This is a genomic window from Brevibacterium oceani, assembly GCF_017948325.1.
GTDB classification, from domain to species: domain Bacteria; phylum Actinomycetota; class Actinomycetes; order Actinomycetales; family Brevibacteriaceae; genus Brevibacterium; species Brevibacterium oceani.
Window position 1 is genome coordinate 1,586,777 of sequence record NZ_CP072846.1, and the last position, 12,526, is coordinate 1,599,302.

12 protein-coding genes are annotated in these 12,526 nt (G+C 64.9%); 5 read left to right on the forward strand and 7 right to left on the reverse strand.

Annotation, left to right across the window (positions count from 1 at the left end; translation table 11 throughout):
- Window positions 1-223: 223 nt before the first annotated feature.
- Together J9314_RS06945 and J9314_RS06950 are read left to right on the forward strand one after the other, a co-directional pair.
- A complete protein-coding gene (locus tag J9314_RS06945; RefSeq protein WP_210605081.1) occupies window positions 224-1,015 on the forward strand; it encodes a MerR family transcriptional regulator in 792 nt (263 codons plus the stop codon).
- 61 nt (window positions 1,016-1,076) lie between these two features.
- Entirely contained in the window at window positions 1,077-1,808 is a 732-nt protein-coding gene (locus J9314_RS06950) for a CPBP family intramembrane glutamic endopeptidase (protein WP_210605082.1), read from the forward strand.
- Window positions 1,809-1,871: 63 nt separating this feature from the next.
- Here the strand turns inward: J9314_RS06950 and J9314_RS06955 are convergent, their stop codons facing one another.
- On the reverse strand, window positions 1,872-2,816 hold the full coding sequence (locus tag J9314_RS06955; RefSeq protein ID WP_210605083.1) for a VOC family protein: 945 nt from the start codon (window positions 2,814-2,816) through the stop codon (window positions 1,872-1,874).
- Between the two features lie 204 nt (window positions 2,817-3,020).
- On the opposite strand from J9314_RS06955, the gene J9314_RS06960 reads away from it, so the two are divergent.
- Window positions 3,021-4,610: an acetolactate synthase large subunit gene (locus J9314_RS06960; protein WP_210605084.1), complete on the forward strand. Its 1,590-nt coding sequence runs from the start codon at window positions 3,021-3,023 to the stop codon at window positions 4,608-4,610.
- 43 nt (window positions 4,611-4,653) lie between these two features.
- A complete protein-coding gene (locus J9314_RS06965) occupies window positions 4,654-5,169 on the forward strand; it encodes a hypothetical protein (protein WP_210605085.1) in 516 nt (171 codons plus the stop codon).
- A 66-nt stretch (window positions 5,170-5,235) separates the two neighbouring features.
- On the opposite strand, the gene rraA is transcribed toward J9314_RS06965, so the two are convergent.
- The 4 genes from rraA to J9314_RS06985 all read right to left on the reverse strand — a co-directional run bounded on the left by rraA (window position 5,236) and on the right by J9314_RS06985 (window position 8,864).
- A complete protein-coding gene (gene rraA / locus J9314_RS06970; RefSeq protein ID WP_210605086.1) occupies window positions 5,236-5,703 on the reverse strand; it encodes a ribonuclease E activity regulator RraA in 468 nt (155 codons plus the stop codon).
- 41 nt (window positions 5,704-5,744) lie between these two features.
- Window positions 5,745-6,767 (reverse strand): D-cysteine desulfhydrase family protein, encoded by a 1,023-nt coding sequence (locus J9314_RS06975; protein ID WP_210605087.1) that lies wholly within the window; start codon window positions 6,765-6,767, stop codon window positions 5,745-5,747.
- A gap of 17 nt (window positions 6,768-6,784) precedes the next feature.
- Complete coding sequence (locus J9314_RS06980; RefSeq protein ID WP_210605088.1) at window positions 6,785-7,234, reverse strand: hypothetical protein; 450 nt, start codon at window positions 7,232-7,234, stop codon at window positions 6,785-6,787.
- A 280-nt stretch (window positions 7,235-7,514) separates the two neighbouring features.
- A complete protein-coding gene (locus tag J9314_RS06985) occupies window positions 7,515-8,864 on the reverse strand; it encodes a dicarboxylate/amino acid:cation symporter (protein WP_210605089.1) in 1,350 nt (449 codons plus the stop codon).
- A 134-nt stretch (window positions 8,865-8,998) separates the two neighbouring features.
- Between J9314_RS06985 and J9314_RS06990 the strand changes: the two genes are divergently transcribed.
- Window positions 8,999-10,855 carry an acyl-CoA dehydrogenase gene (locus J9314_RS06990; RefSeq protein ID WP_210605090.1) on the forward strand — a complete coding sequence of 619 codons (1,857 nt, stop codon included), beginning with the start codon at window positions 8,999-9,001 and terminating at the stop codon, window positions 10,853-10,855.
- Window positions 10,856-10,955: 100 nt separating this feature from the next.
- Here J9314_RS06990 and J9314_RS06995 read toward each other — a convergent pair whose 3' ends face one another.
- On the reverse strand, window positions 10,956-11,690 hold the full coding sequence (locus J9314_RS06995; protein ID WP_246490652.1) for a phosphatase PAP2 family protein: 735 nt from the start codon (window positions 11,688-11,690) through the stop codon (window positions 10,956-10,958).
- Between the two features lie 136 nt (window positions 11,691-11,826).
- Window positions 11,827-12,492 (reverse strand): response regulator transcription factor, encoded by a 666-nt coding sequence (locus J9314_RS07000; RefSeq protein WP_246490653.1) that lies wholly within the window; start codon window positions 12,490-12,492, stop codon window positions 11,827-11,829.
- Between the last annotated feature and the right edge of the window lie 34 nt (window positions 12,493-12,526).

The following is a 12,526-nucleotide window of genomic DNA, read 5'->3' on the forward strand; positions in this document are numbered from 1 at the left end:
TGTGTCCTCTCGACGCGGTGGGCGGTTCTCGCCTCACCCTAAGGAGTCGATCAGCGGCGGGGACAGGGTTGCGCCCGATTGCATTGAGTCGGCGTTGATTGCATTGTCTCGACGGTGAGTTCATCGTCTCAACCGTGCCGCAGGCCGGTGTGCGCCTGCGACAATGGTCTGTGTGCCGAGGTCGGGCGAGCCGAGCTCGTGGGGCGCTGAGGAGGCAGGGGCGATGGCGTGGAGTACCAGTGAACTCGCGACCTTGGCCGAGACGACGGTCAAGACGATCCGCCACTACCATTCGCGGGGCCTGCTGGCCGAGCCCGAGCGAGCTCCGAACGGGTACAAGCGCTACGAGATCGACCACCTCGTCCGACTGTTGCAGATTCGGCGACTGAGCGAACTCGGATTCTCACTCCGCCAGATCGGGACGATGGACCCGAGTGCCGGTGACGGTTGCGAGGACAGCGGCGAGGATGGGCAGGCGGCAGAGGGGAACGGCGACTCCTCCCAGCGCGAGACGCTGCGAGCTCTTGACCGCGAACTCGAGATCAGCATCGCCAGACAGCAGCAGATGCGGGAGGACATCGCGGCGATCCTCGAGCACGGCTCGGCGGTCGATCTGCCGAGCGGATTCGGTCGCGTCAGAAATGAGCTCACCGCAGCCGATCGAGGACTGCTCCTCGTCTATTCACGTTTCCTCGATGAGGCCACGCTCGACTCAATGCGGGTGATGCTCACCGAGATCAACCACACCGAAGCCTCCCGACAGTTCCAGACCTTGTCCGCCGAGGCGGGGGAACAGGAACGCGCGGACCTGGCCAGGCGGTTCGGTCCGGAGGTCAGAGATGTCCAGGAGAGGTACGGATGGTCGGGCCGCCTCGGCGAGATTCCACACCATCGACGCCGGGAGGTCGACGAAATGATCGGGAAGGCCATGAACGAACTCTACAATCCGGCTCAGATCGACGTACTCGTCCGGATGGAGCCGATCATCGCAGCGAAATCTCAGCAGGGCACTTGACCCTGCCCTTGGGGCATGGTTTCTGCTGGCGTCATCAGTCGAAATCAGAAAGGGCAGGACAATGAACATCTCACTCAGCTCGACTCAACCGCGTATCACCCGCGGACATCTGGCGCCGACGCCGTCGCGGCCGGGCTGGCCGGAGATGATCACCGGGCTCATCGCCTACGTGGTCGCCTTCGGGTCGGTCTATTTCATCCTCAAGGCGATCCCGGACGACCTCGCGGTGATCAACGGCATCGTCCAGCTCGCGCTCTCGGGACTTATGGGGCTCTTCGCCTTCGCGGTCGCCGTCGCCATCCGAATCCGCGGATTCTCGGCCTTCGGCCTCAAGCGCGCCTCCAGGCGGTCACTGATCATCGCCGCCCTGCTCGGCATCGGATGCTGGGTGCTCGGAACGGTCGTGTCGCTGATCTCCTATGCGATCAACGGAGGCATCGGCAACGTCCAAGGCGACTACCAGGCGGCCGCCGCCGCAGGGGGAGTGCTCACCGTGATCGTCACTGCCCTCATGGGGGCGGTGCTCACGCCGATCGGCGAGGAGTTCTTCTTCCGGGGCGTGCTCACCTCCGGTCTGCTGAGGTTCGGTCCGTGGGTGGGAATTCTCGTCAGTGCTGCGATCTTCGCGCTCGCCCACGGGATCAACCCTGTGCTTCCGGTGGCTTTCATCGTCGGCATCGTCAACGGGATCCTCTTCCACAAGACGGGATCCGTCTGGCCGGGCGTGATCGTCCATGCGTTCAACAACGGCACGGCGCTTTTCGTCCCGGTGATTCTCGGGCTCACCGGATGAGGAGATGCGTGCGGCCCGGAATGCAGTGGGCGTTCAGGGCCACATGCCGGCGATCGAGATCGATCACCGGGTCAGCGTCTCATCGATCGAGCTGGTGCCGATGGACAGCGTCACCTGGGTGCCCCACGGGTCGGACAGGCGCACCTGGCGTCCGTCGTCGGCGAAGTCCATCTTGCGGGCGCGCAGCCGGGCGACGAGGGCGTCAAGGTCCTCGCGACCTGGAACGCTGATCGCGACATCGCCGAGACCGAGGCTGGCCGCACGCGGGCCGGCACCGCGGCTGTTCCAAGTGTTCATCGCGACGTGGTGGTGGTACCCGCCGGCGGAGGCGAAGAGCACGCCGGGCATCGATGCGAGGGTGGGTTCGAAGCCGAGGGCATCGACGTAGAACTCACGTGCCTGCGGGACGTTGCCGACCTGAAGATGAACGTGCCCGACGATTCCCGGTTCCGCCGAGGTGGCGGCGAGGACCTCGTTGGTGAGGTGGCGCTCGAGGAACCTGTTGGGGTCGAGGTAGAGCGAGTCCATCTGCACTTCGCCGTCGACCGAATGAGTCCACTCCGAGCGGTCACGGTCGACGTAGAGCTCGATGCCGTTGCCCTCTGGGTCGGTGAAGTAGAACGCCTGGCTGACGAGGTGGTCACTGGAGCCGACGAACCGGCTGTTCGTGTTCTGAGCGGCGTGAGCGACCGTTGCGGCCAGGGCGGCCTTGTCCTCGAAGAGGAACGCCGTGTGGAAGAGGCCGGCCTGACGCGGGTCGACGCCGGGCAGATCGGGGGTGGCGACGAGTTGGACCAGGGGAGTGGTGCCGCGACCGAGAACCCGATGAGTCTCAGCCCCGCGCGAGACCTCTTCGAGCGGCTCCATTGCAAGTGCGTTGGAGTAGTAGGTCGACATCTTCTCGAGGTCACCGACACGCAGGGTGACGGCATCCATGCCGGTGTCGGCGCTCAGCGTGGTGTCGTTGACGACAGGTGATGATGGTGTGGTGTTCTCGGTGACGGTCATGGCGCCCTCCCGGCCGGCGGTCCTATAGTTTAATATTCAACTAATATCGTACAGAGATGGAACCGCGAGTGCAAGGATTATATTCACGACCGCCGCTTCAGGCGAGAATGCGGTGTTTCGGCGAGGCATGATAAGACGGAGAACAACTGCTGTGCACAGTGAGCCGGTGGCTGCGCCACGAGGGACGTCGAAGGAGATGAGGGCATGAACGGTGCCGAGAGCCTGTTGGAAACGCTCGGTCACAACGGGATCGAGGTGTGCTTCGCGAATCCCGGAACCTCGGAGATGCACTTCGTGGCGGCACTTGACCGGCAGCCGCATGTCCGCGGGGTGCTCGGGCTCTTCGAAGGGATCGTCACCGGCGCTGCCGACGGGTATTCGCGGATGCTCGACAAGCCGGCCTCGACCCTGCTGCACCTCGGGCCGGGTGCGGCCAACGGGCTGTCCGCTCTGCACAATGCGCTGCGGGCCCGCGCCTCGATCGTCAACATCATCGGTGATCACGCCGGCTATCACCGTGGCCTCGATGCGCCCCTGACCTCGGACATCGAGGGGGCGCTGCGGCCGTTCAGCAATTGGGTGCGCACCTCGCCATCGGCGAATTCGATCGCTGGGGATGCCGCCGACGCCATCGGCTACAGCCTTCCGGGTCGGATCAGCTCGCTCATCCTTCCCGCCGATACCGCGTGGAATGACGCCGACGAATATCACAGGCCACCGACCGCGGTTGTCCCGTTGCCGGGCCCTGCCGATCCTGCCGTGGTCGATGCGGCCGCTGCGCGACTGAAGGATGCTGGGCGGCGGACTGCCATCCTCCTCGGCGGGCGGGCCCTGCGCACTGAACAGCTCGAAGCTGCAGCACAGGTCGCGGCGGCCACCGGTGCCTCGGTGCTGGCGGAGACCTTCGCCCCACGCACCGAGCGCGGTGCCGGCCGCCCGACGGTGACGAAGATCCCCTATCCCGTCGAACCCTCGGTCGAGCTGCTGAAGAACTTCGACGCCTTCATCCTCGTCGACGCCAAACCCCCGGTCGCCTTCTTCGCCTACCCCGATAAGCCGAGCGTGCTCACTCAACCGGGGTCGACGTTCTTCACCCTCAGCCCCATCGGCGCCGATTCGCTGACCGCGCTCGAGGCGCTGCGCGAGGCGATCAGTGCAGGATCGAATGGTCATGACCTCGCCGAGGCGGCCGGCAGCGGCCCCCTGTTCCCCTCGGTGCGTGCGGAGCTCGCTCCCGCACCCAGGCCGGATGGGGCGATCACCCCGGCCAAGCTCGCGGCCTGGCTCTCCGGAGCGATTCCCGACAACGCGATCGTGCTCGACGAGTCGATCACCACGGGACGCGACTTCTACGCCCAGACTGCGACGTCGGCCCCGCACGACTACCTCGGCGGAACCGGAGGATCCATCGGCTGGGCACTGCCGGTCGGAGTCGGAGCGGCCGTCGCGAACCCGGACCGAAAGGTCATCGTGCTCGAGTCGGACGGCTCGGGAATGTACACGCCGCAAGCGCTGTGGACCTATGCCAGGGAGCAGCTCGACGTCGTTGTGCTCATCTTCGCCAACCGGAAGTACCAGATCCTGCGCAACGAGATGTCCAACGTCGGTGTGCCGGACTTCGGGCCGAAGGCGCAGTCTCTGCTCGACATCGGCAGCCCTGACATCGACTGGATCAGTTTGGCCAAGGGAATGGGGGTCCCGGCGACACGCGTGGAGACGATCGAGGGCCTCGACCGTGACTTCGCGGCCGGTCTGGCCGACTCGGGCCCGCGGCTCATCGAGGTGGCGGTGTAGGTCGATACGGTCCGCAGGTCACTCCGCCGATAGGCTGGGACACATGAGGTCCGTTTCGAAGTCTGTCCCTGTCGTCCTGGCCGCTGGATTGGTCGTTGCTTCTCTCATCGGTCTCAGTGGCTGCGGCAGCGACACCGGAAGCGCACCGGACGCGGAATCGACTCCGAGTCAGACTCTGGAAGTCGTGGCGCAGGGATTCGACTCGGCCGAGGACCTTGCGGACTACCTGGCGAAGTCCTTGGATGAAGTCGATGTCTACCTCGAGTCCGAGGCGAACCCGGACTTCGATGAGGAGAACGAACCCGACCGCCTCCACGTGGAATTCGCCTCCAGCGAGGACGAGGCGGCAGATATGGAGGCTACGGCGCAGATCGTCCAAGCCGTGTCACAGGCAGCCTTCGACTACGACATCCTCATGGTCACCGGAGACGTGTCTGCAGGGGAGTGGTCCTACCTCTACCACCGGGACACGGTGGCCGATCTCACCACCGGTGACACCATCACCGTTGCCGGCGTCTGGGACGCAGCCGACCAGAGCTTCGACACCATCCACCGCTGAACTGTCAGCGTCTGGCCCCGGTCGCATCGACAGCGCCCGACCTGTGGGATCGCCTCGGGCGAGTGACTACTTCTCGACCGCGACCCCGTCGGCATCGGCGAAGACCATGGCGCCGGGGCGGATCGTCGCCCCGCCGATCTCCACTGGCATATCGATCTCACCGACGGCGTCCTTCGCGCTCTTGCGCGGATTGCTGGCCAGGGCCTTGATGCCGAAATCCATCTCGGCCAGGGCCTCGCGGTCGCGAACGGCGCCGTTGATGACGACACCGGACCAACCATTGTGGACCCCAGCCTCGGCGATCATGTCGCCCATCAGGGCTGTGGCGATCGACCCGTCGCCGTCGATGACCAGGACGGCACCGTCGCCGGGCTCATTGAGCGTCTTCTTGACCAGACCGTTGTCCTGGAAGCAGCGGATCGTGCGGGCCGGGCCGGAGAAGGCGACCTTGGCTCCGAAGTCGCCGAAGTTCAACGCGATCGAGTACAGGTCGTCACCGCGCTCGTCCCAGAGGTCTGCCGTCGAAACTGTCATGTCTGTGCCTTCCGCTGATGTGGTGAGTATGGGCGACGCGCTCAGGCGAATGCCTGCGTTCGAGCATAGAGCCCGGGCACTCCGCCGGAGTGGATGAAGACCACCGTGTCGTCGGGTGCGAACCGGCCGCTGCGGACGAGGTCGATGAGACCGGCGGCAGCCTTGCCGGTGTAGACGGGGTCGAGGAGGATGCCTTCGGTGCGGGCGAAGAGCCTCACGGCCTCGACCATGCCCTCGGTCGGCAGCGCATAGCCGGTGCCGACATAGTCACCGAGGCCGACGACGGCATCACGCGGAACCTCCATCAGGTCCAGGCGCGCCGCAGTCGCCTGGACGAGGGCATCGATCTTCGGTTCCTGATCGGCCTGCGATCGACTGACGTTGATTCCGAGCACCGAGGTCTCGGACTCGGCGGCATGGAATCCGACGACGAGACCCGCCTGCATTCCCACCGAACCGCTCGGCGTGACCACGGTGGGGACATCGAGGTCCGCATCGGCGAACTGACCGAGCAGCTCCTGCGCGCAGTCGACGTACCCGAGCGCACCGGTGACATTGGATCCGCCGACAGGGATGACGTAGGGCGAGCGGCCGGCGGCCTTCAGCTTCGCGGCGAGCTCTTCCGCACGCCCCAGAAGATCTGCACCGTTTCCGAGCACCTCGACCGAATCCGCGCCGAGGAGGTCGAAGAGTAAGAAATTGCCCGTGAACTCAGGCGGGTTCGCTCCGGCAGGACCGAGTGCCGACCCTGTTGGGCCGAGGTCCTCCTCGACGATGAGATGGCAGTCGAGGCCCTCCCTGCGTGCTGCCGACAAGGTCAGACGGCAGTGGTTCGACTGAACTCCGCCGACGGTGATGAGGCAGTCGGCACCCTGCTCAAGGGCATCAGCGATGAGGAACTCGAGTTTGCGTGTCTTGTTCCCACCCTGAGTCAGCCCGAGACAGTCGTCTCTCTTGACCCAGATCTGCGGCCCGCCGAGCTCTGCCGACAGCCTCGGCAGATGCTCCAACGGGGTCGGACCATCGGTGTAGGTGCGGCGGGGAAATTCGGTGAGGTCGACCATGGTCCCGAGTCTACCGATCAGTTCGCGAAGGTGACCTCTCGGACGGCATCGCCTCCGCCGTTCGCGGCGGCTTCGTTCCTGACACCGAAGGTCATGACCTCGCGGGTGTCGAGATTCGTATAGGAGACCCAGGTGTGGCCGGCCCCGGCATCGGCGGCCGTGCGGTGCCACCGCTTCGCATGCGCATCCCCGTGGTCGGTCAGGGTCGTCACGACCTTGCCAGTGGCCAGACGCTTCATCGTGTCATCATCACCGATGCCGTAGGCGGTGACGAGGAGATCGGTGACTCCGAGCGAGTCCGTCGGGTAGCCCGAACTCTGCGGTGCCTGTGAGGCGGTCGTCGCGGATTCGGCGGCCGAGACTGCCGAGACTGCCGAGACCGGTCCGGCGGTGACTGCCAGCGCCGCGGCAACGGCGACTGCGGCGATTCCTGCGGCGGCGGTCCGAGGGCGGATGGTGGATGACATGATGGGGCCTCCTTCTGCGTGTGATGTGTCATCGACATCGGCCAGTATCGTCACCCAGGATGAGAGCGAGGATGCGCCGGCTGAGAGCCGGATCGGAACGGGTCTCGGTTCGACGACACTGGCGTCTCAGAGTTGCCGCACAACTGTCATGTGGCAGGGTCTCTTGCCGCGAGATCCGCTTCGGGTCGGCCTTCGCCGCACTCGGCGTGGCCCAGCCCGGCAACCGGCCGCAGCAGTCGTTTGCAACGATCTCATCGGTGTTTGTGAGACCGGATTGTGATCAGTAATTCTCGGATCGCGTCAGGGGCGGCGAACCGAGATCGACCTCCGCGGATTCGACGTTTCGCCGAGATTCGGACTTCTCCATCCAGTCCTTGCCGTCGAGGATGCGGGCGACCATCATCGAGCTCGACTGGTCGCCGACCGCGTTGACGGTGGTGGCCGGTGGATCGATGACGGTGCCGATGATCTGGATGATCGGCAGGGCAGCGGCGGGGAACCCGTAGAGCGTGATGATCATCAGCTCGCCGATGAATCCGCCCGAGGGGATGCCGGCCATGACCATTCCCGCGAGCAGAGCAACGGCGATGCCGATGAGGATGTTCCCGGGCGTGAAGAAATCTCGCTGGAAGACGGCGAAGAGGAACGCGATCTTGAGGATCGCGGACAGACTCGACCCCTCCATATGGATCGTCGCTCCGATCGGAATGATCGTCTCCCTGATATCGCGGGGGACTCCGATGCGCTCGCCGGCCCGCAGATTCGCCGGGATCGCCGCGACCGAGGAGGACGTGCCCAGAGAGATCGCCGTCGGCTCGATGATGTTCGACCAGAACTTCGTCACGCCTCGGCGACCTCCGGCGAGGAACGCGTAGAGCGTGAATGCGACGACGAAGTAGATGATCGCCACGGGATAGTAGACGAGGAAGGCGCGAACGTAGTCGCCGACGAGCTGTGCGCCGAGCTCGCCGATCAGTGCGGCGAAGTACGCACCCAAGCCGATCGGTGCGTAGTACATGATGATGGAGGTGAACCTGAGGAACACCTCGGAGCCGGATTCGAGGAACGCAGCGAAGGGCTTGCCCTTCTCACCGATGCTGCTGGTCGCGATGCCGACGATGACGGCGAAGACGATGAGGGCGAGCATGTGCTCGGCCGACAGGATCTTCGAGAAGTCATCGACGACGAAGGTCTGGACGAGCTGATCGCCGATGGAGCCGACCTCCTCGACGTCCTTCGGCTGGGTCATCTCGACCTGGACGCCCTCGGTCGCCTTGGTGATCCACAGCGCAGTGATCATGACGATCGAGGCGATGATGCCGGTGACGGCGAAGACTCCGAGCATTCCGCCGAGGATCGAGCCCAGCCGTTTGGCGGAGGACATTCCTGCCACGGCAGAGGAGATGGAGAAGAAGACGAGAGGAACGACGAGGGTGAACATCATGTTGATGAACAGCGTCCCGAACGGCTTGATGACCGTGGCTCGCTCGCCGAAGGTCAACCCGATGATCGCACCGATGACGACACCGGCGAGGATGAAGAGCGGGAACCGGTAATTGCGCAGGATTCGGGCGAGCCTCGAGCCGGACCGCATCTCAGCGGCGGCGTCCGTGCCGGCGGGGGAGGACATAGGTTCTGCCTTTCACATAGTGCGTTCTGCCCGACCGATCCTACTGCTCGGGCTGCGCCGGCGCGCACATATCTTGTCAGAAAGGAGGCTTGCACTCTCTGCACTGAACGAACGATTAGTCTAAACTGAGGAACGTGACTGAAGAGAACACAGGCAACGGCGCCGACCAGACCACCGCAGAAACCCTCCTGTCGTCCAGGGACATCGGTTTCCTCCTCTATGACTGGCTCAAGGTGGATGAACTCACCGACAGAGACCGCTTCTCCGACCACTCTCGCGAGGTCTTCGACTCGCTCCTGTCAGCGAGTGAGGATCTGGCCAAGGCGAGCTTCGCCACGCATTCGCGCAAGTCCGATCTCAACGAACCGACCTTCGACGGACAGACGGTGACCCTGATCCCGGAGATCAAGACAGCCCTTGACCAATTCGCCGACATCGGGCTGCTCTCGGCGACGATGGACGAAGCCGTCGGCGGAATCCAGCTGCCGCAGACGGTGGCGAAGGCGTGCTTCACATGGTTCCAGGCCGCCAATATCGCCACCGCCAGCTACCCGCTGCTGACCATGGCGAATGCGAATCTGCTGCGCGAATACGCCGATCCTGCCCTCGTGGAGAGGTACGTCGGTCCTGAGCTCGATGGACGGTTCTTCGGCACCATGTGCCTGTCCGAGCCCGAGGTCGGCTCCTCCTTGGGCGACGTCACGACGAAGGCCGTGCCCGATCCCGGCGGCAGCGATGGAGCGTTTCGCATCCACGGCACGAAGATGTGGATCTCCGGCGGCGATCACGAACTGGCGGAGAACATCGTCCACCTCGTCCTCGCCCGCGCCGAGGCCGACGGACCGGGCACGAAGGGGCTGAGCCTCTTCCTCGTTCCGAAGTACCTCGTCGACGCCGACGGCAGCCTCGGCGAGCGCAACGACGTCGTCCTGGCCGGACTCAACCACAAGATGGGCTGGCGGGGAACGACGAACACGCTGCTCAACTTCGGTGAGGGGACCCACCGTCCCGCCGGTTCCGCGGGGGCGATCGGCTACCTCGTGGGGGAGCGCGGGCAGGGCCTGTCCTGCATGTTCCATATGATGAATGAGGCGCGCATCGGCGTCGGAGCCGGTGCGGTCGCACTGGGCTACCGCGGATATCTCGACGCCCTGGCCTACGCCCGCGACCGTCGCCAGGGCCGCCCCGACGGAGCGAAAGGCGCGGATGCCGGCCAGATTCGGATCGTCGAGCACGCCGACGTCCGCCGCATGCTGCTGTCGTCGAAGAGCTACGTCGAAGGCGGGCTCGGACTCATCCTCTGCGCCGCACGCCTGCTCGACGAATCCGAGACCGCTGCCGAGGCAGCCGACCGTGACCGTGCGGCGCTGCTGCTCGACGTGCTCACCCCGATCGTCAAGACCTGGCCGAGCGTCTGGTGCCTCAAGGCCAACGACCACGCGATCCAGGTGCTCGGCGGTGCCGGGTACACCCGCGACCACGACGTCGAGCAGCTCTACCGCGACAACCGACTCAATCCGATCCACGAAGGCACCCACGGCATTCAGGCCAAGGATCTGCTCGGTCGGAAGATGATCATGGCCGGTGGTGCCGGGCTTGAGGTTCTCCTCGAGCGGATGCGACAGACCATCGCCGAGGCGGCCGAGAAGTCCGCATGGAACGCCGAAGCCGCGGCGCTGAGCGCCGCCGTCGAACGCATCGGAACCGTCACCGCGGCCGTCTGGGCCGAGCAGGATCCCACCCTTGCGTTGGAGAATGCCTGGACCTATCTCGAGGCCGTCGGACACACCGTCATCGCATGGCTGTGGTTGGAGCAGGGAATGGCCGCCGAGGCGACCGCCCGAGATCGCGGTGACTCACCGTTCTTGAACGGCAAGATCGCGACGGCCAGATACTTCTTCACCCATGAGCTGCCGCTGACCGGTCCGTGGTTCGACCTCGTCGAATCCCGCACGACGACGTTTCGCGACCTCGACGACGCTTGGCTGTGACGCACCGTCGGCGGTGACACACTGTCAGTGGTGACGCACTGCCGGCGGTGACGCTCTCATGCCGCTGACGTAATCACGGCGGTGACGTATTGCCGGGCGCTCAGGTCCTCAACGCCGGCACACGCCGATCGACGCTCATGATGATCCGCAGGAACAGTCCGCCGGCCAGCAGACCCCCGACGAGGTCGGTGGCCCAATGCCATCCGAGGGCGAACGACACAACGACCGAATTCGCGCTGATCACGGCGACCGCCCACCACAGACGTCGGACGGTCCGGGTGGAGGCGCTGCTGTAGGTGGCGATGAGGTAGGCGACCGTGCCGTAGATGAGCACCGCCTCGGCTGCGTGACCAGAGGGATAGCTGATTCCGCGGTCCCCGAGGTCGAGCAGACCGCCCTGGAAGAATCGGGGGTCGTGCAGCGTCGTCGCGGGTCGGGCGAGCAGCAGCTTGAACGAACCGACACCGAGGTAGAACGCGGCCTCGGCGGCGACGGCGATGACGACCGGCCGCCATGACCGCCGTCGACGTGCCAGCGTGATCGCTGTGACGACGAGCACCGGAAGGCAGACGGCCTGACCGGCGATGGGGTCGAGGATGTGCTGGACGAACCAGACGAGCTCCTGATTGAAGAGGTAGAGCCACCGGCGGTTGAGCTTGTAGTCCCAGACGCGCAGCGGCCCTGCGGCGAGCACCGTGACCACGGCGAAGGCCAGGGCCAGAACCCAGATGGAGGTTGCCCGAAGGAGCAGCCCCTGTAGTCGAGCCGTCCGGGGACTGCGTTCGGAGGGGCTGCCGATCATATCCTCGGATTCGACATAAGACTCAGCAACCATCACTGCCGATCTTAGACGGAGCAGACAATCACTTCTGCGATTGGCGATAAAGAAACGATGAATTCTGTCACGGATCCCATCGATGCAGGACGATGCCGGCCCGTGCAGCGACCTTTCTGTGCAGTGTCGTCCCGACTCAGATCTTCTGCGCTCTGACGACCATCGTGGCGATGCGCACGCGATTGTCCGTATCGAGTTTGATGTTGATGCGATTGAGATGCGTCTTCACCGTCGCCTGACTCATGAAGGTCCGCTCGGCGATCTCCTGATTCGACAGGCCCTCGGAGACGAGCTCGGCGATCTCCAGCTCCTTGTCGGTGAGTGCCGCCAGGAGCTGCGCGGCTTCGCGCTGCAGGCGATGGTCGGCGCTCGAAGTGACCTTCGCGATGAGCTGCCGCATCGACCGCGGCGCCAGGATCGATTCTCCTGCGTGGACCCTGCGGACCGCGATCGCCAACTCCACCGGTCCGATGTCCTTGAGCAGGTATCCGTTCGCTCCCGCTTCGAGCGCGCGGAAGAGATGATCGTCGCTGTCCATGCTCGTCAATGCCACCACCTTCGGAGGGCGGGTGCTGTTGACGAGGCGCTCGGTCGCGTCGATTCCTCCGATCCCCGGCATCCGGATGTCCATGAGCACGACATCGGGGTAGTGCAGGGCCGCCTTCTCGATGGCTTCTTCGCCGCTCGCTGCGGAGCCGACCACCTCGATATCGTCTGCGGCCTGCAGAATCCCCCTGATCCCGGTGATGACCATGGGATCGTCGTCGACGACGATGACACGAATCGGAGCGGATGGGTTCATGATCGTCAGATTACCTGAGCCGCTCCGGGCCGCA